This window comes from Lutimaribacter marinistellae, assembly GCF_042648365.1.
Taxonomy (GTDB): domain Bacteria; phylum Pseudomonadota; class Alphaproteobacteria; order Rhodobacterales; family Rhodobacteraceae; genus Lutimaribacter_A; species Lutimaribacter_A marinistellae.
In genome coordinates, this window is record NZ_JBHRXI010000049.1 from 136,467 (window position 1) to 154,662 (window position 18,196).

Consider the following 18,196-nt stretch of genomic DNA (forward strand, 5'->3'; position numbering starts at 1 on the left):
ACCAGAAAGGTCCACATGCCCATTACCTGCCTCCATCGGTATCACTTCTGACCTGTATAGATGCGCTCCCAGTCCTTGGCCATGTCCACGATCAGCCAGCCCATGTCCGGACCCTTGTCCAGCCCGTCGACCAGCCGCCCGACATGGCTCTCGCGGTCATAGGCATATTCCCGTTCGGCATCCGTGTGATGCACGATCAGCCCCAGCCGCGCACCATCGCCGGCAGTCGTCCATTCGATCATCTGGAAATCGCCGTCCGAGTTTCCGCCCGCCAGGATCGGACGGCGGCCCAGGACGCGCTCGATATTGACCGGCTTGCCGGCCTTGTCGTCCAGAAAGGACAGCCCGGTCGTCTTGACGATCTCCGGCGCGGCCTCGCCCATCCGGTACTCGGTCTCGCCGTAGGTGCCCAGCACCTGGTTCGGAGGTATTCCATACGCCTCCTCGGCGAAAACGCGCATGAAATGCAAACCGCCACCCGAGACGATGTACGTGGTGAATCCCTCGTCGCGCAGATAGCGCAGCAACTCCACCATCGGCTGATAGGTCATCCGGTCAAAGGGCAGGCCCGTGTCGGGGTGGCGCGCGACCTTCAGCCAGTCGGCGACGGCATCCTGGAACGCCTCGACAGTCATTCCCGTATGGGTGGCGTTCACCACCTCGATCAGGGCCTCTTCGCCGCCCTCCATCAGGGTTTGCATGTCGCGCGCGGCCGCGGCCTGCAACGCGGCGGTGTTCGCGATCGACGGGTCCGCCTCGGCCATCTGTTCCAGCCTGTCCAGCGCGAACAGCAGCTGGAAATAGACGGGCTGTTCCGCCCACAGCGTGCCGTCATTGTCGAACACCGCGACCCGTCTGGCCGGGGTGACATAATCGGCGTTGTCCGGATCGGTCACGGTCTCGACGAATTCGATGATCCGCGCCTTGGCCTCGGTATCGCGCCACGACGGCAGGTCATCGGCAAGGGCGGGCAGGGCGGTCATCAGCCCGGCGGCAAGTGCAACAAGTCTCATGGTCTACTCCGCTGTAACAAGAAGGGCGGGACCCGAACCGGACCCCGCCCCTGAATTTCGCAAAGGCTCAGGCAGGCCGCGTTACGGCGTGCCCGGCGGGTTGGTCAGCTGCTCCATCACCTTGTCCAGGCTGAACGAGGCCGCCTCCTGCCGTGGCGGGAACTCCTGGAAGGTCTCCAGGAACTGCCCCACATAGGCCTGCGCGGGCACCAGCATGTAGGCACGGTCGAGCATCCAGTCGTAATAGGTGTTCGACGTGCGATAGGCGCGCTCATAGGGGTCGCGGCGCAGGTTGGTGATCAGCGGAACGCGCAACGGCGTCAGCGGCTCCATCCATGCCCGGAACGTGCCCCAGGCCTTCTGCTCGAGGAAGGTGATCTTCCAGTCGCGGAACCGAAGCGCGGCAAGGTCGCCGTCATCGGTAAAGTAGAAGATCTCGTCACGCCCGCTCTGGTCGGTCTCGCCGGTCAGCATCGGCAGGATGTTGTAGCCGTCCAGATGCACCTTGTAGTCGCGGCCCATCGCCTCGTTGGTCAGGCCCGCCATCAGGTCTTCCTTGACCGTCTCGTTGCCAGCCGCCGCCAGAAAGGTCGGGAACCAGTCCATGTGATGCACGATCTCGTTCGACACGGTTTCTTCTGCGATCTTGCCGGGCCAGCGCACCATCGCCGGAACCCGCCACGCGCCTTCCCACTGGGTGTTCTTCTCACCCCAGAACGGCGTCATGGCCGCATCGGGCCAGGTGTTCATGTGCGGGCCGTTATCGGTCGAGTAGAACACGATGGTGTTGTCCGCGATGCCCAGCTCGTCGAGAACGGCCAGGAACTCGCCGATATGCATGTCGTGCTCGATCATGCCGGCCGAGTATTCGTCAACGTGACGACCGGCGATCTCGTCGGCACGCTGGCGCATCTCGTCCTTCACATGGGTGCGGAAATGCATCCGGGTGCCCGACCACCACACGAACCAAGGAACGCCTTCCTCTTCCTTGCGCTTGATGAAGTCGATGGCCGCGGCGACGGTTTCCTCGTCCACCGTTTCCATGCGCTTCTTTGTCAGCGGGCCGGTATCCTCGATCTCGCCATCCGCGCTCGACTTGATAACGCCGCGCGGGCCGAACTGCTCGCGGAATTCGGGGCTTGCCGGGTAATCCTCGTTCTCGGGCTCTTCCTCGGCGTTCAGGTGATAAAGGTTGCCAAAGAACTCGTCGAAGCCGTGATTGGTCGGCAGGTGTTCATCCCGGTCGCCCAGGTGATTCTTGCCGAACTGGCCAGTGGCATAGCCTTCGGCCTTGAGCATTCCGGCAATGGTCGGGTCCTCGACCTGCATGCCTTCCTCGGCGCCGGGCAGACCGACCTTGGACAGGCCGGTGCGGAACACCGACTGTCCCATGATGAAAGACGACCGGCCCGCGGTACAGGACTGCTCGCCATAGTAATCGGTAAAGATCATGCCTTCTTCGGCGATCCGGTCGATATTCGGCGTCTCGTAGCCCATCAGGCCCATCGTATAGGCCGAGATGTTGGACTGGCCGACATCGTCGCCCCAGATCACCAGGATGTTGGGCTTTTCCGCGTCCTGCGCCCAGGCCGCGCCTGCAAGCGTCAGAAGCGTGGCACCCGCGGCGGCAAGCCGCGCGAAGCCGGAAAGCCCCTGTTTCGAGTTGGTTGTGGAGAACACTTTATACCTCCCTGAAATCAATTCGGCACCCGCCGCTCACCGGCAGAGCGCAGTTCAACTATGTGACCGGCAGCACAACCATCCCGAGACTCGGACAGTGTGGCATCGGATGGGGTGGAGCGTACAACCCTTCCGGTATAAGAACGTATCAGATGATTTGATTGGTCCAAAAACATGGCTCTTTCCAAACCCATCGGCGGCGGCTTGCTGGAAACGCGCGGCTGGCTGTCCGAACGGCCGTCAGACTTTCGCGGGGCGCTGCTTGCAGGCGCGCAGCCGCGCCGCTTCGACAAGGGCGATACGCTGTACCATTACGGCGACCCGGCGTTGGGGCTTTTTGGGGTTCTCAGTGGCGCGGTTGCGGTTTCGATCCCGGCGGACAATGGCGAGGAATTCACCGCCCATCATGACGGTGCGGGCTTCTGGATCGGTGATCTGGCCATGCTGTCCGACCAGACCCGGCTGGTCACGGTCACCGCGCTGCGCGACACCGAAACACTGTACATTCCCGCCGGTCACATCATTCGCATGGTCCGCGAGACGCCACGTTACTACGCGGATTTCTACGCGTTGACCCATTCCAACATGGAACTCGCCCTGCGGTTGATGGCCAACCTCGCCGTTGCAAATGCCGATCACCGGCTGGAACTGCGCCTGCTGATGCTGGACGAACGCCTCGACACGCCCGGCGGCTGGCTCGACGTCAACCAGGAAGATCTTGCCGCGATGGTCGCGGTTTCATTGCCGACCCTGCAACGCAAGCTGCGAGTCCTGACCGAGGCCGGCATGGTCGAACAGGGCTATGGCCGTATCCGTGTGCTCGACCGGTCCCGGCTGCTATCCGCCTGCCAAGCCTAAGCCAACCGGGGCAGCACCAATCGGACCATCGCGCGGATTTCCTCGCGCACCGGGCCCTCGCGCGGCGCGTCCTCGATCGTGGTGAACCAGTGATCCGGCGGGTTGCGGCCCGCCGCACGTGACCAACGCAAACTGCGCAGAACCTGCTGGGCCGCGTCCGGCAGGCGATCCGGAATCGCGTGACCCGCAAGGCTTGCCCAGACCCCGGTCCAGCAGCGCGCCACCGACCACGGGTTATACCCGCCCCCGCCCAGCACCAACAGGCGGGACGCGATCGCCTTGAGCGCCCGCACCGTCGCGAAATGACTGCGATTCGATAGCGTTAGCCGGGACAGCGGATCTTCGGTCACTGCATCCGCCCCGCATTGCAGAACCACCGCATCCGGGCGGAACCCTTCGGTCGCCGGCAGGATGACCTCCTCCAGCAGCATCGCGAACTCGGTATCGTTCAGCCCGCGCGGAACCGGCAGGTTGATCGCCGCGCCGCCGGCCTCGTCCTCCAGCGCTCCGGTAAAGGGCCAGCGCGCCGCCTCGTGAACCGAGATCAGCCGCACGTCCCCGGCGCCGTGAAACGCCGCCTCGACCCCGTCGCAATGGTGGGCGTCGATGTCGACATAAACGATGCGCCGCATCCCCAGCGCCCGCAGGCGCAGGATCGCCAGCACCGGGTCGTTGAGGTAACAGAACCCGCCCGCGCGATCTGCGAACCCGTGATGCGTACCGCCGCCGGGATTGTAGACGTGCCCGCCCTGCGCGATCAGCTCGGCCCCCAGGATCGACCCGCCAGCGGCGGTCGCGGGCCTGCGATACATCTCGGCAAAGACCGGGTTCGACAAGGTTCCAAGACCGTGCCGGGCGCGAACCTCGGGGCTGACCTCCTGCGCGGCCTCCGCCGCCTGCAACGCCGCGACGTAGTCGGGCGTGTGAAACGCCTGCAGCGCGACGGGTTTCGCGCGCGGGCTCACGCGGTAGACCTCGCGCGGCAGCCAGCCCAGCGCGCGGCCAAGGTCGATCACAGTCGGCACGCGCGGGATGGCCAGCGGATGCGCCCGGCCATAGCTCGACCCGCGATAGATCTCGGACCCGATGAACAGCGCGCTCATCTGCGCGGCGGCCCCGACTCCAGCCGGCCGTCCTGGCTCATCAGGATCGCCACGGGGCGCAGACCGGGCACATGGCTCATCACGATCAGGATGCACACCGTTACCGGCACGCTCAGAAATGCGCCGATCACGCCCCAGAGCGTCGACCAGAAGGTCAGCGCCACCATCACCATGAAGGTCGACATGTTCAGCGTCCGGCCCAGCATCGCCGGATCGACGAAATTGCCGATCACGAACTGGATCGTGCCGCAGCCCAGCACGATGATGATGAACGGGGTCAGCGTCTCGAACTGCAACAGCGCCACCAGCGCGGGAAAGATCACCGCGATGATCGACCCGATCGAGGGGATGAAGTTCAGCGCAAAGGTCAGTACCGCCCAGGTCTCGGGAAACTCCAGCCCCAGGAACCTGAACACGGCATAGCTTATCCCGGCCGTGACGGCGCTGACGAATGTCTTGACCCCCACGTAGCGCTGCAGACTGACCGAGATCGCATCGGTCATCATCGTCAGTTCCGCGCCCAGCAGCGGACTGGCGGCGGCCATCGCGATCTTGTGCCTGAAGGCCAGCCGCTCGGCCAGCAGGAACCCGATGTAAAGCACGATCAGCATGAAGGAATTGAACAGAAACGTCACCCCGCCGAAACTGCTGCGCGCCAATGCGCCCATGTCGATCTCGACGATCGTGTCGCGCAGGAAAGCCGCCAACTCGTTGCCCAGCAGCGCGGCCAGACGGTGCATCGCATCGTCGATCTCGGTCTCGTAGCCCGCCGTCACCCGGACAAAGCTCGTGGCCTGGCTGGCAAGGATGTAGAAGACCAGCGACAGCCCCGCCATCACGACCGCCGCGCCCAGCAGGCTCGCGACCCATCCCGGCATCGGTACCAGCTCCTGCGCCCGGTCGGCCACCGCGATGATCAGCACGAACAAAAGCAGCGCGACCACCAGCGGCACCAGGAATCCCGATCCGGCCCACAGGCCCCAGATCGCCACCGCACCGATCAACGCCACGTCGCGCGTCACGGCAAGGCTCGGACGGATCCGGCCGGGCAGGCCGTCGGGATCGGCGGATTGGTCGGTCTTGTCGACTGATGGCGGCGTATCCATCCGGGGCGCTGTCCTCGCTGCTCGGTTCCCTGCAATGCTGCACCGGCACGGGGGCGGGATGCAACGCCCCGCTGCTGCGATCCGTGCGGGGCTTTGTTCGGATCGCGCCCCGGTCTAGTCTCGATTCATGCCGCGCGCGAATCCGACCCTTCCCCGCCATGTCGAGGCGCTGCTGATCGCCGCGAAACGGTTCTCGGCAAAGCAGGGCTTCGTGATGGCCAGCCATGTCGCCATGTCGCTGATGCTGGCGCTGTTCCCGTTCATGCTGTTCACCGTGGCCCTCGCCGGCGCCCTGTCACAGGATTACCTGACGGATGACGTCATCGCGCTGGTCTTTGGTGCCTGGCCAGAAGAGGTCGCGGGCCCCATCCTCGACGAACTAAACGCCGTGGTCAGCGGGCCGGGCACCGGGACCATAACGCTGGGTGGCCTGCTTGCGGTCTATTTCGCCTCGAACGGGGTCGATGCGGTGCGTGTCGCCATGACGCAGGCCTATCACGACCAGGATGACATGCCGTTCTGGAAATCGCGCCTGCTCTGCATCGGGCTCGTGCTTGCCGGCGGTGGCGCGCTCCTTTTCACCGCCGCGGTCGAGCTGGTTCTGCCCTTCTACTCGAATCTCGTGACCGAGCGTCTGCCGGGCGAGGCTCCTGACTGGATATCGATCGAACGGCTGCAATGGATCTTTGCCGTGATGATGCCTGTGGCGCTGGTCTTTTTGTCGCATCTGCTGCTGCCGACGCGGCGCCACTCGCTGATGCAGATACTGCCCGGCGTGCTGCTGACACTGGCGCTCTGGGCTGCGGGGGGCTGGGTCTTCTCCTATTACATCAGCCAGTTCGCCACCTACTCGGCAACCTATGCGGGGCTTGCGGGCGCGATGGCGGCGTTGATCTTTCTTTACTCCTACGCCGTGATCCTCATTCTGGGCGCGGAGTACAACGGCGCGCTCATGGATCTCGGCGTGCGCGCGCCTCAACCGGTGGATGGCTGATCACATGCTCTCACGCGCCCTCGGGCTGACCCTGTTCCTGTTTGCCTCCACCACCGCAGCCCAGACGCCCGATTATGTCGGGTCCGAGGGCTGCACCGCTTGCCACGAGGACGCCGCCGCCGACTGGTCGCGCTCGCATCATGCGCTGGCCTGGACCGAACCGGGCACCGACACGATGCTGGCGGATTTCGATGGCACCACCTTCGCCCATGACGGGATGGAGGTGACCTTTACCCGCGAAGGCGATGAGGTTTCGGCCCGCGTGACCGAGAATGACGGCACGACCACCACCTATCCGCTGCATTCCGTCGTGGGTATCGCGCCGCTGCAGCAATACCTGTTCGAAACCGAACCCGGTCGTCTGCAAAGCTTCGATGTCACGTGGGATGTCGAAACGCAGACCTGGTATCACCTCTATCCCGACCAGCACCTGCCGCCCGATGACGGGCTGCACTGGACCGGCCCCTACAAGAACTGGAACGCCCGCTGCGCCGAATGCCACGCCACCGGCTATGAGAAGAATTACGGCCCTCAGACCCGCCGCTACCGCTCCACCCAGGTCGAGATCGGGGTGGGGTGCGAGGCCTGCCACGGCCCCGGCTCCGCCCATATCGAATGGACAACCGGCAAGGCACCGGCAGACCATCTCGACGAATACGGCTTCACCATGTCATGGGGAAAGGGCGACACCGAGGCCGAGATCCAGCAATGCGCCACCTGCCATTCCCGGCGCGAGGCGATGCTCGACGGCAACCCGATGCCCGGCACGGCCTTCCACGATGCCTACACGCTCGCGCTGCTGCGTCCGGGCCAGTACCATGCCGACGGGCAGATCCTGGACGAGGTCTATGTCTACGGCTCTTTCCTGCAGTCGAAGATGTACGCGCAGGGCGTTGGCTGCATGAACTGCCACGAGCCGCACAGCCCCGACCTCAAGGCCACCGGCAACGCGATCTGCACCCAGTGCCATTCCGAGGCGGGCAACCCCGATTTCCCGACACTCGCGCTTCAGGAATATGACACGCCCGACCATCACCACCACCCGGCCGACAGCGACGGCGCGCAATGCCGGACCTGCCACATGATCGAACGCACCTACATGGGCATCGACGGGCGGCGCGATCACTCCTTTCGCATCCCGCGCCCCGATCTCGCAGCGGAAACCGGAAGCCCCGAAGCCTGCACCGATTGTCATACGGGCGAGACGCCGGAATGGGCCGCCGAACGCATCGCCGAATGGTTCCCCGACAGCCGGAACCGCGGGCCGCATTACGGTCAGGTGCTGGCAGCGGGGCGCGAAAACCCGCAGCTGGCCACGACCGACCTGCGCCTGCTCGCCGCCGACACCGATCAGCCGGGTATCGTGCGGGCCACCGCGCTCTTTCTGCTGCAACCCGTGGCCGACCCCGCCCTGGTCGAGGCCGCTGCCGACCTCGCCGCTGATCCCGACCCGCTGGTGCGCGGGCAGGTTGCCGCGCTGCAAGCGGCCGCGCCCGTGCCCGAACGTATCGCGCGGCTCATGCCGCTTTTGCAGGACCCGATGCGCTCGGTCCGCGAGGCCGCCGCGAAACAGATCCTGACCGTCCCGCAACAGGCGCTCAGCCCCAGCCAGCGCGCGATCGCAGCCGAGGCCATGACCGAATGGCAGCGCGCCCTGGCAAACCGGCTCGATTTCCCCGAAACCCATCTCGTGCTGGGCGGCATGGCCCTGACCATGCGCAACGCTCAGGCGGCGCAACGCGCCTTCCGCGAGGTCGTCACCCTCGATCCCCAACGCGCCGAGGCATGGCCCATGCTCGTCCGTCTCGCCGAAGTGACCGAGGGGCCGGACGCCGCCCGCCGCGTCCTGCGCGAAGGGCTGGCCCGCATCCCCGACCATCCCGGTCTTGCCGACCTGGCGACCCGCCTGCAGCCCTGAGGCGGGTCAGTCCAACGTGTTCTTGTAGATCACGCCATCTTTCATGATCACGTCGAAATTGCCGTCGGGATCGCTCACAAGGTCCAGGTTTTCCAAAGGGTTGCCGTCAACGAGGATCAGATCGGCATAGGCACCTTCCTCGATCACGCCCAGCGCACCCATCGGGTAGGGCGTCAGCGGGCCGGACAGTTTCAACAGCTCGGCATTGTCGCAAGTGGCCATCTTCAGCGCTTCGAACGGTGTGAACCAGGTCTGCAACTTGGCCAGTTGCGCGCCCTGGCGCTTGGCGAGGTCCGCGCTGAACAGGGTATCGGTGCCAAAGGCGATCTTCACGCCCAGTTCCTTGGCCGTGCGGTACACGAAATCGGTCCCGTCGGTGACGAACTTGTACTTGGCCTTCTGGAACTCGTTCAGCTGCGGCGCGTCTTCGTCGTCAAGGAAGGGCTGCATGCTCAGCCAGGCATCCTCTTCGATGAACCGCTCCAGCGTTTCGCGGGTCGACATGTGGCCGTGCTCGATGCTCTTCACACCGGCGTCGAGCGAATGGTTCACCGCCTCGTCATTGATCGCGTGGGTCAGGATATAGGTGCCCCAGTTCTCCGCCTGTTCGACCGCCGCCTCCAGTTCGGCCTTGGTGTATTGCATCGTGTGGATGGGATCGTAGCTCGATGTCACGCCGCCGCCCGCCATCAGCTTGATCTGCGTCGCGCCCTGCATCAGGTTTTCGCGCACCCGCTTCAGAACTTCGGGCACGCCGTCGGCGATATAGAACATGTCCGAGGTTTCGAGCGAATTCAGCTTGTCGGGCGTCGCAGGCACGTCCCGTGTCATCCGGAAATCCATGTGGCCCGATGTCTGCGAAATGGCCGGGCCCGAGGGAAAGACCCTTGGCCCCTCGATCAGGCCTTCATCCGTCGCGCGGGCGATGTCGAACATCGGGCCGGCCGTGTCCCTCACGGTCGTGAACCCACGATAAAGCGTGTCGCGCTGCGCAACCGCCGTCAGAAGGTTCCAGTACCCTTCGCTGGTCGTCATCAACTGGCCGATCGTCGCCGTCGCGTAAACTCCGTGCCAATGCGCGTCGATGAGGCCGGGCATCAGCACATGGCCATCCGCCTCTATCACCTTCGCAAACTCGGGCGGCTCCAGGTCGGTGCCGATACGTGAGATCATGTTGCCCGCGACGTAAACATCCTGACCCTCGATCAGGTCGGGCGAACAGCCGGTAAAGATGCTCGCGCCGCGGATCAGCACGGCATTGGGCGTGCTGTCGGCGGAGCTGTCCTGTGCCGCGACAGGCGAGGCAATGGCCGCGCAGACGGAAAAGAGCAGGGCAGTCCTGTGCATGGAAATCTCCTGTGCGTGTCCGGAACGGTCAAGCAGCGCCGCCCAAGCGCAGGGCGAGCCCATTTGGCATGGCCGGTTTTCCCGTATTCCGAAAGCCGGCTGGTATGACCACCCTAATCCCGCGCATGGCCGCGTGTAAAGGAAAGGGTTCGGACAGGCGCGCCGCAAGCTTCGACAAGGCCACCGGAAATCCCCGTTCCGCAAAACCGCCCCGTGATCGCCACAGTTGGACCATGCTGTCCGCATACCGCCAAAGGACGTGTTTTCAATCGGTTCGAAAGGGGTCTTCATGGCGGTCATCTCACTGTTTGGTAAGAAGGATCCCGCGGAACAGGCCTATCGCAAGGGGCTGCGCCACCTGAAAGCCGGGGAAATGGCCGAGGCCAGCCAGAGCTTTTCCGAAGCGATGCAAGCCGGCCACGCCGCCGCCGCCTACAACCTGTCGGTTCTCTGGGGCATGGGTGCGGTCTCGCCCTATGATTTCGATGTCGCCGCCGATTGCTGGTACAAGGCCGCCGCCGCCGGGAACGAAACCGCCAGGCAATCGCTGTGGCTGCTCGAGGCCGCGGACCGGGCCGGCTTTGGCAATGACAACCTGATCGCGCTTCTCGGCAAACAGCCCAAAAGCCCCACACTCAACGGCACACTGATGATCTGTGCGGCGCGTTTCTACGACGCCGTCTGTCGCCAATACGGCGCAACCGCCGACGTGATCGCCTATGAGCTCGACGGCGCGTCCTCCAGCGAGATGCCCTTCGTGCACGCCTTCATCGCGCGCACCGGCATCGACCGCAGCTTCTACGCCGGTGGGCTGGACCGCCTGACCGAGGGCAGCGCGGCAGACCAGGTCACCGACGGGCTCAATGCCTTCTCCGTGGCGCTGCGCCAGTCCGGCTGCTCGATGGAGATGTCGATCATGGCGCGCTGCTCGATCGTCGGCTACATGATCCGCAAATCGGCCTATGGCGGAGCGTCCGAGCCGCTTTTGGGAACGGACCGCTTCTTCGACGCCAGGCAACCGGCCGCGCACCCCGCCGAGAACCACCCGATCCTGCAACGGCTCTGCGACCTGCTGCAGGACGAAACCTGCGAGCGGTATTTCGTCATGGCGCTGCATTCCGGCAAGGTTCAGGCACCGCTGACCATTGCGACCAAGGTGCAGGAGGCGATCTCCGTGGCGCAGGAGATCAGCGAGCTGATCGGCATCGCCCCGATCAGGATCTACGAGGCGATCAAGCGCGAACAGGGGGCAGGGGCCTGAGACCCATCACCGCCCCGGTTCCGCCTCACTTTGTCCAGCTTCGGCAGGCATAACCGCATGATCTCCCGTTTCGCTGCCCCGGAGAGTTCACGATGCACCAACCTGATCCGACGATCCGCCGCGCCCGCCTGTTTCGCCTGCTCGCCCACCAGCATGCCGCCGAACGGGTGCATGCCGCCACCCGATGGCGGCCCGGTCTCAACCTTGGCACCGCGATGCTTTTGCAGGACCGCGCGCTGGCTTCCTTCCGGCCGCAAAAGCTGCCGCAGATGCCGCGCCGCTAGGCGTTCGAGAGGAGCTTTTCGCTGATCTCCCACAGGCGTTCGGCCGCCGCGTCGTCGCAGGCATGCGGGTTCACGCCCATGAACCGTGCATAGGGGCTGTCGGGATCGATGACGCTGGCAACGTCGCAATTCTCGCAATAGACGCCCGGCTTGCCCTCCAGCAGGGGCGAGGTCGCCGCCCACACCGTGGTCGATGCCCCCTGTTCCGGCGTTTTGAAGCCTTGCCGTGCCATTTCCGACGGCTCGCCGTTTTCATCGAGCCATCCAAGCGCGATCATTTCCTCCTGCGGCAGATGGCGCTGAAGCGGGGTAAAGATCCCGCCCGGATGGACCGAGAAGGCAAGCCCGCCGCTGTCACGCAACCGCCGCGACAGGCCGTTGGCGAACAGGGCATTGGCTGTCTTGGCCTGCCCATAGGCCTGCCACTTGTCGTAATCGCTGTGCTCGTACTGGATATCGTCCCAGCGGATGTCCGAAATCTTGTGCCCGGTCGAGGACAGCGCAACCACGCGCGCGCCATCGCTGGCTTGCAGCAGAGGCATCAATTCGCTGGTCAGCGCGAAATGGCCCATGTGGTTCACACCGAACTGCGACTCCCATCCCGGCCCGACCCGCGCCAGCGGGCAGGCCATGATCCCCGCATTGTTGATCAGGAGGTCCAGCCGGGAATGGCTGTCACGGACCCCGGCGGCAAACGCCCGCACCGAGGAAAGGTCGCCCAGGTCCATCGGCGCGGTGCTCACGTCGCCCTCGATTCCCGCAAGGCTCTCGCGCGCCTTCTCCGGGCTGCGCACGGGTACAAGGACGGACGCCCCCCGGCCTGCAAGGCTGCGCACCGTCTCCAGCCCAAGACCGCTATAGCCGCCGGTCACGATGATCTTCTTTCCGGTCAGGTCGATACCGGCAAGAACCTCGTCGGCGGTACTCTTGGCGTGAAAGCCCGAATTCGTCGGAATCTGATCGGCCGTCGCCATGGCGCGCTCCTGTGCTGTCGGCGTGATGGGGCAGGGCCGCCCCGTGCCGAGCCTAGCCGCGGAACCCGGTCGCGACCACGAATTTCTCGGAACTGTCCGATCGCGATGCCGGCGGTTTGACGTTCGCCACCTTCTCGAACTTCTGCTTCAGCAGCTTCTGCAAATCGCCCTCGGCGCCGCCCGCCAGAACCTTGGCCACGAAGGTGCCGCCCGGCTCCAGCACGTCAAAGGCGAAATGCGCCGCAGTCTCGCACAGCGCGATGATGCGCAGGTGGTCGGTCTGCTTGTGCCCCGACGAGGCCGCCGCCATGTCCGACATCACAACGTCGGCCCGGCCGCCCAGCCAGCCCTTCACCTTCTCGTCGGCATCGTCCTCCATGAAATCGAGCTGGTGCACCTCGGCCCCGGGAACGTGCTCCACCTCCTGCAGGTCAACGCCCAGAACGGTGCCCACGCGCTTGCCCTGTTTCTCGCCCAGCGCGTTCACCCGCTTCACCGCCACCTGCAACCAGCCGCCGGGGGCGCATCCCAGGTCGACCACCCGCGCACCGGGCACAAGGAACCGGTACTTGTCGTCAAGTTCGAGGATCTTGAACGCCGCGCGCCCGCGATAGCCTTCGGCCTGCGCGCGTTTCACGTAGGGGTCGTTCAACTGCCGCTCCAGCCACCGGGTCGAGCTCAGCTTGCGGCCCCGCGCGGTCTTTACCTTGACCTTGAGATCGCGCTGTCCGCGCCCTGATGTGTTCCTGGCCATGGCCCGATCCTCTTTTGCCTTGGATACCGCGCGCCCTCGTGCGGGGCAAGGTTACGGCGATATGAGGATTTTGCCGATCACGTCAAGCCGGTCACCCGCCGGTCGTACCACGAACACCTCGCCCGAGCGCGGAAATTCCCCGGTCAGCGCCGTGATGTTCACCTGGTGCGTCACGATCATCACGCGTCCCGTCTGCGCCGCGATCAGGTCCAGCGCCTCGCGCGTTTGTGCCGGACCGCGCGAACGGTTGCCAAAGAACGAGTTGAAGGCCGGCACAAGCTCGACGGTGCCAAGGTCCAACAGCTCTGCCGTCTCCTCGCACCGGCACCACTGGCTGGACCAGACGGCATCGAACGCGATGCCCCTGTCACGGAACGCCGCGCCGATGGTCTCGGCCTGCGCACGGCCCTGTGCATCGAGGTTGCGCTGCGTCTCGCATCGCCCGATCTCGAAATTCGCAGGATCGCCCGTACCCGGCGCCAGCGCATGGCGCATCAGCGCGAATGCGCCGGGTTGGTCGAGCGCGTCCCAGTCGTCGGCATGGGCCAGCGCCGCAAGGCATAACAGGATGGTCGCAAGAAGATGTCGCATGACAGGCGAGCTAGATCGCGCTTGCCACGGGTCCAGCCGCGCCGCGATCAAAAGGCGGTCGAAACGTCCAGTATGCCCAGCGCGTCGAACCCGCCCAGCACCGAATCCACAGCGATCGTGGCAAGGATGATGCCCATGACCCGCGAGATGACCGACGCCCCCGTATCGCCGATCAGCCGATGGATCAGCGATGCCGCCAGCAACAGGACCAGCGTCAGGGCCAGAACACCCACCAGCAACCCCGCGGTCAGCGCCTGCTCGGCCAAGGTGTTCGATCTGTTGTCGGTCAGGATCACGATGGCCAGCATCGCACCGGGCGATGCAATGGACGGCATGGCCAGCGGAAAGACCGCGCCCGACAGGTGCGCGCCATCATCGACACGCTGCGCCTCGGCGATCTCGGTCTGCGCCTTCGACTCGCCGAACACCATCGTCATCGCGAACAGGAACAGGACGATTCCACCGGCGATCTGGAACGATCCCAGCCGCAGGCCCAGCGTCTCCAGAACGACCTGCCCGCCGACAAGGAAAAGCAGCAGCACCACCGCCGCAATCGCGACGGCCCGCAGGGCAAACCGGCGGTGCAAGCGGGCCGGCACCCCGGCGACGGCGTACAGGTAGACCGGGATCGTCCCGATCGGGTCGATCACCACCAGCAGGGTCACGAATTCTCGAACGAGGTGGGCCCAATCCATGACATGCGTTCTCCGCCGCAACAACCCGGATGCGCCCGGCGTCTGCGGCGTCCTAGCACGCGGTCCGGCGAACCGGAAGTCGCCGCCAGGTCGGCGCCGAAGAGTGGACGAAAAGGGCAGGGGATCTTAACGGATCATTATGTACAAAACGGACAAACCCGCCCCCGAGCGATGTACAAAACGGTCAAAACCCTCAGAACGGCCCGTCCTCCAGCACGCCATCGGCGCTCATCTGGGCATAGAGCAGCCCCTCCCGCAGCCCCCGGTCAGCCACCGAAAGCCTGTCTGTCGGCCAACATCTGAGCAGCGCCTGAAGGATCGCAGCCCCTGACATGATCAGCGCGTGCCGGTCCTCGCCGATCCGGGGATCACGCCTGCGCCCCTGCGGTCCCATGTCCAGGTAAGACCGGATCACCTTGTCGATCTGATCGCTCGTCATGCGCAACCCGTCGACCTTGGTCCGGTCATACCGCTTCAGCCCAAGATGCGAGGCCGCCACCGTCGTGACCGTGCCGGATGTCCCTACGATCTGGAACCCCTCGCGCAGCTGCTCGTCTTTGTAGGGGGCAAAGTCGGCAAGGTTTTCTTCGAAAAACCAAGACATTAGCGCAAACCGGGCCGAGTCGTCCTCGACATCCGAGAACTGGTCGCGCAGCGTTGCGACACCCAACGGTACGCTGATCCAGTCCACGACCTTGGCCGCGGGAAACGGGCTTTCGGGCGGGTGGAACCCGGCATGCAACCGCATGATCGCGGCAGGCCGGTCGCGCCGGGGAACCGACGACAGATCGATCCACACCAATTCCGTCGACCCGCCACCTATGTCGACGACCAGCAACTGCTCGGTCCGGGTCGAGACGAGCGGAGCGCAGGAAATGACCGCCAAACGCGCCTCTTCCTCCGGCTCGATGATTTCCAGCGTCAACCCCGTCTCACGCTTGACCTGGCGGATGAAGTCTCGGGCGTTACGCGCCCGACGACACGCCTCTGTCGCGACAAGGCGCATCCTATGTACCTTGTTTCGCTTGATTTTCTGTTGACAGATGCGCAGCGCCTGAATGGTGCGCGACATCGACGACCGGGACAGGCGCCCGGTCCGTTCCAGCCCCGAGCCCAGTTGAACGGACTTCGAAAAGCTGTCGACCACGTGAATGCCGCTGCCCTTCGGTTGGGCGATCAGCATCCGGCAGCTATTTGTGCCAAGATCGAGTGCCGCATAAAGTGCATCAGGATCCGGCCTTGACGGCGCGGGGCTTTCAACCGCTTTCGGGAACGCGCCCGCACCCTTGGGACGCTTGGGCGCCATGACACACGCCCTCCGATTTCGAGTTGATCCGAGAGTAGGCGCGGGACCCGGCCCGTGCAAGTGCTTTCACCCGAAACTGGCTTTCTTCGTCATGGTTGTTTTACAATCCCGTGCGACGACCTTCCGGCCCCCGCACAGCGCCAAGCCGGCCTCTGCGGGTACAGTATCCAGCTAGCTTCGGAGCGAGACATGAAAGACGAACGCACCCTTTCCTTTGACGAATTCGACGAGGTCGTGAACCCGCGGCCGGAAACATGCGATTTCGACCGCGTGGTCGAGAAGGCGCTGTCGCGTCGCGGCTTCCTCGGCGGGGTCATGGCCCTTGGCGGTTTCGCGGCGCTTGGCGGCACGGTGTTGCCCTCGGGCGCCAAGGCCGCTCCGAACCGTTTCGCGTTCGACGCTATCGCCACCTCGACCGCCGACGACGTCATCGTTCCTCCGGGCTACAAGGCCGAGGTTCTGGTGCGCTGGGGAGACCCGATGTGGTCGGATGCGCCCGAGTTCGATCATGACACCCGCGGTTCAGCCGCCAGCCAGGAACGGGCCTTTGGCGACAATACCGACGGCATGGACGTGTTCATGCACGAGGGCCACATGCTGCTGGTCGTGAACAACGAATACACGAACCGCGGCATCATCTGGGGCAACAACCCCGATGGCAAGGCCGCGAGCGATGACGACATCGCCAAGGGCATGATGGCGCATGGTGTCTCGGTGGTCGAAATCACCCGCGAGGACGGCGCCTGGAAGATCGTCAAGGACAGCCCCTTTAACCGCCGCATCACACCCCAGACCGAGATGGTGCTGACCGGACCCGCCGCCGGCCATGATCTGGTCAAGACCGACGCGGATCCTTCGGGCACGCGCACCCTTGGCACCTGGAACAACTGCGGAAACGGGGTCACGCCCTGGGGCACGTACCTTGCCTGCGAAGAGAACTTCAACGGCTACTTCTCGTCGAGCGAGACGGTCCAGGACCAGAAGCCCGTCAGCATCACGCCCGAGATGTCGCGCTATGGCATCAGCACCAATGACTGGGGCTATGGATGGGCCAAGATCGACAACCGTTTCGACGTCGCCAAGAACCCCAATGAGCCGAACCGGGCAGGCTATGTCGTCGAAATCGACCCGACGGATCCGAACTCGACCCCGCGCAAGTTGACCGCACTGGGCCGCTTCAAGCACGAAAACGCCGAGGTCGTCATCGCCAATGACGGTCGCGTCGTGGTCTACATGGGCGATGACGAACGTGGCGAGTTCCTCTACCGTTTCGTGTCCGAGGGTGTTTATGCACCCGGCGCGCCGACGGACGAACTGCTTGAGAGGGGGACGTTGTCCGTGGCGAAGTTTGGCGAAGACGGAACGGGCGAGTGGATCGATCTGACGCCTGAGACCACCGGCATGGCCGACGCGGCAGAGATCGCCGTGCACAGCCGCATGGCAGGCTCTGCAGTCGGCGCGACGACGATGGACCGGCCTGAATGGATCGCCGCCAACCCGAACATGGCAGAGGTTTATTGCTGCCTGACGAACAACAAGAACCGTGGTGTGAAGCCAAACGCGGGCGGTGACGAGACCCCGGCCATGGGCCCCAACCCGCGCGCCGAGAACCACTATGGCCAGATCGTGCGCTGGCGTCCGCAGGGTGGCGATCACACCGCCGCCGGGTTCGAGTGGGATCTCTACCTGCTGGCAGGCAACCCGACCGTTCATTCCGACGCATATGCCGGGTCCGACAACATCACCGAGGCGAACATGTTCAACTCGCCCGATGGTCTTGCCTTTGACAGCAACGGCCTGCTTTGGATCCAGACGGATGGCAACTATGGCAACGACGGCGATTTTGCCGGCCATGGCAACAACCAGATGCTGGCAGGCGACCCCGTTACCGGCGAAGTCCGCCGGTTCCTGACCGGACCCAAGGAATGCGAGGTTACCGGCCTGACCTGGTCGCCGGATCGCCGCACCATGTTCGTCGGCATCCAGCACCCGGGCGAAAAGGGCGACAGCCACTGGCCCGAAGGCGGCTCTTCCGTGCCGCGCTCGGCGATCATCGCCGTAACGCGTGAGGATGGTGGCCTTGTCGGCTGACCTTTGACCGCGTGAACGACCGGTTACTGACCCCGGCGGAGCAATTCGCCGGGGTTTTTCGTCCAGTTGCACGCGATTCATCATCGTTCTGAAGAATTCGGGGAAGCATCGACCGGCATTTCGGAGTACCCCTCGGGCAACGGCGCGCGCGGCAGATGCCGAGCCGAGGTCGCTTCACGCCGAGGGTATGTCGAAATCCGACCCGCCCGGCCCCCGTATGA

General features: G+C 64.7%; 16 protein-coding genes. 6 read left to right on the forward strand and 10 right to left on the reverse strand.

Translation table 11 applies throughout. The annotated features are described in order from the left end of the window. Positions 1–41: 41 nt before the first annotated feature. Both ACFORG_RS22005 and ACFORG_RS22010 read right to left on the reverse strand, forming a co-directional pair. The gene (locus tag ACFORG_RS22005; RefSeq protein WP_386737740.1) at positions 42–1,013 is read right to left on the reverse strand and encodes an HAD family hydrolase; all 972 of its coding nucleotides are present in this window, start codon (positions 1,011–1,013) and stop codon (positions 42–44) included. 81 nt (positions 1,014–1,094) lie between these two features. Next, positions 1,095–2,621, reverse strand: a complete 1,527-nt coding sequence (locus ACFORG_RS22010) for an arylsulfatase (RefSeq protein ID WP_386738080.1) — start codon at positions 2,619–2,621, stop codon at positions 1,095–1,097. A 246-nt stretch (positions 2,622–2,867) separates the two neighbouring features. Here ACFORG_RS22010 and ACFORG_RS22015 point away from each other — a divergent pair, with 246 nt between their 5' ends. Continuing rightward, positions 2,868–3,551: a Crp/Fnr family transcriptional regulator gene (locus tag ACFORG_RS22015; RefSeq protein ID WP_386737741.1), complete on the forward strand. Its 684-nt coding sequence runs from the start codon at positions 2,868–2,870 to the stop codon at positions 3,549–3,551. On the opposite strand, the gene ACFORG_RS22020 is transcribed toward ACFORG_RS22015, so the two are convergent. Further along, entirely contained in the window at positions 3,548–4,654 is a 1,107-nt protein-coding gene (locus ACFORG_RS22020; RefSeq protein ID WP_386737742.1) for an acetoin utilization protein AcuC, read from the reverse strand. The genes ACFORG_RS22015 and ACFORG_RS22020 overlap by 4 nt on opposite strands. After that, positions 4,651–5,760: an AI-2E family transporter gene (locus ACFORG_RS22025; protein ID WP_386737743.1), complete on the reverse strand. Its 1,110-nt coding sequence runs from the start codon at positions 5,758–5,760 to the stop codon at positions 4,651–4,653. The genes ACFORG_RS22020 and ACFORG_RS22025 overlap by 4 nt, the downstream gene beginning before the upstream one ends. 127 nt (positions 5,761–5,887) lie before the next feature. On the opposite strand from ACFORG_RS22025, the gene ACFORG_RS22030 reads away from it, so the two are divergent. Beyond that, positions 5,888–6,754, forward strand: coding sequence for a YihY/virulence factor BrkB family protein (locus ACFORG_RS22030; protein ID WP_386737744.1), 867 nt, complete (start codon positions 5,888–5,890; stop codon positions 6,752–6,754). Between the two features lie 4 nt (positions 6,755–6,758). Then, positions 6,759–8,672 carry a cytochrome c3 family protein gene (locus ACFORG_RS22035; protein WP_386737745.1) on the forward strand — a complete coding sequence of 638 codons (1,914 nt, stop codon included), beginning with the start codon at positions 6,759–6,761 and terminating at the stop codon, positions 8,670–8,672. Between the two features lie 6 nt (positions 8,673–8,678). Here the strand turns inward: ACFORG_RS22035 and ACFORG_RS22040 are convergent, their stop codons facing one another. After that, positions 8,679–10,019: a metal-dependent hydrolase family protein gene (locus ACFORG_RS22040; RefSeq protein ID WP_386737746.1), complete on the reverse strand. Its 1,341-nt coding sequence runs from the start codon at positions 10,017–10,019 to the stop codon at positions 8,679–8,681. Positions 10,020–10,308: 289 nt separating this feature from the next. Here ACFORG_RS22040 and ACFORG_RS22045 point away from each other — a divergent pair, with 289 nt between their 5' ends. Together ACFORG_RS22045 and ACFORG_RS22050 are read left to right on the forward strand one after the other, a co-directional pair. Next, positions 10,309–11,280 carry a hypothetical protein gene (locus ACFORG_RS22045; RefSeq protein WP_386737747.1) on the forward strand — a complete coding sequence of 324 codons (972 nt, stop codon included), beginning with the start codon at positions 10,309–10,311 and terminating at the stop codon, positions 11,278–11,280. Between the two features lie 92 nt (positions 11,281–11,372). After that, positions 11,373–11,564, forward strand: a complete 192-nt coding sequence (locus ACFORG_RS22050; protein WP_386737748.1) for a hypothetical protein — start codon at positions 11,373–11,375, stop codon at positions 11,562–11,564. Here the strand turns inward: ACFORG_RS22050 and ACFORG_RS22055 are convergent. From ACFORG_RS22055 to ACFORG_RS22075, 5 genes are all read right to left on the reverse strand, one after another. Then, positions 11,561–12,538, reverse strand: coding sequence for an SDR family NAD(P)-dependent oxidoreductase (locus ACFORG_RS22055; protein ID WP_386737749.1), 978 nt, complete (start codon positions 12,536–12,538; stop codon positions 11,561–11,563). The two genes, ACFORG_RS22050 and ACFORG_RS22055, sit on opposite strands and share 4 nt — an antisense overlap. A 52-nt stretch (positions 12,539–12,590) precedes the next feature. Beyond that, the gene (locus ACFORG_RS22060; protein ID WP_386737750.1) at positions 12,591–13,292 is read right to left on the reverse strand and encodes an RlmE family RNA methyltransferase; all 702 of its coding nucleotides are present in this window, start codon (positions 13,290–13,292) and stop codon (positions 12,591–12,593) included. Positions 13,293–13,343: 51 nt separating this feature from the next. Then, positions 13,344–13,883, reverse strand: a complete 540-nt coding sequence (locus tag ACFORG_RS22065) for a histidine phosphatase family protein (RefSeq protein ID WP_386737751.1) — start codon at positions 13,881–13,883, stop codon at positions 13,344–13,346. A gap of 47 nt (positions 13,884–13,930) precedes the next feature. After that, entirely contained in the window at positions 13,931–14,578 is a 648-nt protein-coding gene (locus ACFORG_RS22070; protein ID WP_386737753.1) for a MarC family protein, read from the reverse strand. Positions 14,579–14,771: 193 nt separating this feature from the next. Further along, positions 14,772–15,884, reverse strand: coding sequence for a Ppx/GppA phosphatase family protein (locus tag ACFORG_RS22075; RefSeq protein ID WP_386737754.1), 1,113 nt, complete (start codon positions 15,882–15,884; stop codon positions 14,772–14,774). A gap of 189 nt (positions 15,885–16,073) precedes the next feature. Here ACFORG_RS22075 and ACFORG_RS22080 point away from each other — a divergent pair, with 189 nt between their 5' ends. Beyond that, positions 16,074–17,975, forward strand: a complete 1,902-nt coding sequence (locus tag ACFORG_RS22080; RefSeq protein WP_386737755.1) for a PhoX family protein — start codon at positions 16,074–16,076, stop codon at positions 17,973–17,975. Positions 17,976–18,196 lie beyond the last annotated feature (221 nt).

Coding starts and splice junctions, on each gene's coding strand:
- ACFORG_RS22005 (WP_386737740.1), bottom strand. CDS start 1,013: ATGAGACTTGTTGCACTTGCCGCCGGGCTGATGACCGCCCTGCCCGCC.
- ACFORG_RS22015 (WP_386737741.1), top strand. CDS start 2,868: ATGGCTCTTTCCAAACCCATCGGCGGCGGCTTGCTGGAAACGCGCGGC.
- ACFORG_RS22020 (WP_386737742.1), bottom strand. CDS start 4,654: ATGAGCGCGCTGTTCATCGGGTCCGAGATCTATCGCGGGTCGAGCTAT.
- ACFORG_RS22025 (WP_386737743.1), bottom strand. CDS start 5,760: ATGGATACGCCGCCATCAGTCGACAAGACCGACCAATCCGCCGATCCC.
- ACFORG_RS22030 (WP_386737744.1), top strand. CDS start 5,888: ATGCCGCGCGCGAATCCGACCCTTCCCCGCCATGTCGAGGCGCTGCTG.
- ACFORG_RS22035 (WP_386737745.1), top strand. CDS start 6,759: ATGCTCTCACGCGCCCTCGGGCTGACCCTGTTCCTGTTTGCCTCCACC.
- ACFORG_RS22040 (WP_386737746.1), bottom strand. CDS start 10,019: ATGCACAGGACTGCCCTGCTCTTTTCCGTCTGCGCGGCCATTGCCTCG.
- ACFORG_RS22045 (WP_386737747.1), top strand. CDS start 10,309: ATGGCGGTCATCTCACTGTTTGGTAAGAAGGATCCCGCGGAACAGGCC.
- ACFORG_RS22050 (WP_386737748.1), top strand. CDS start 11,373: ATGCACCAACCTGATCCGACGATCCGCCGCGCCCGCCTGTTTCGCCTG.
- ACFORG_RS22055 (WP_386737749.1), bottom strand. CDS start 12,538: ATGGCGACGGCCGATCAGATTCCGACGAATTCGGGCTTTCACGCCAAG.
- ACFORG_RS22060 (WP_386737750.1), bottom strand. CDS start 13,292: ATGGCCAGGAACACATCAGGGCGCGGACAGCGCGATCTCAAGGTCAAG.
- ACFORG_RS22065 (WP_386737751.1), bottom strand. CDS start 13,883: ATGCGACATCTTCTTGCGACCATCCTGTTATGCCTTGCGGCGCTGGCC.
- ACFORG_RS22070 (WP_386737753.1), bottom strand. CDS start 14,578: ATGGATTGGGCCCACCTCGTTCGAGAATTCGTGACCCTGCTGGTGGTG.
- ACFORG_RS22075 (WP_386737754.1), bottom strand. CDS start 15,884: ATGGCGCCCAAGCGTCCCAAGGGTGCGGGCGCGTTCCCGAAAGCGGTT.
- ACFORG_RS22080 (WP_386737755.1), top strand. CDS start 16,074: ATGAAAGACGAACGCACCCTTTCCTTTGACGAATTCGACGAGGTCGTG.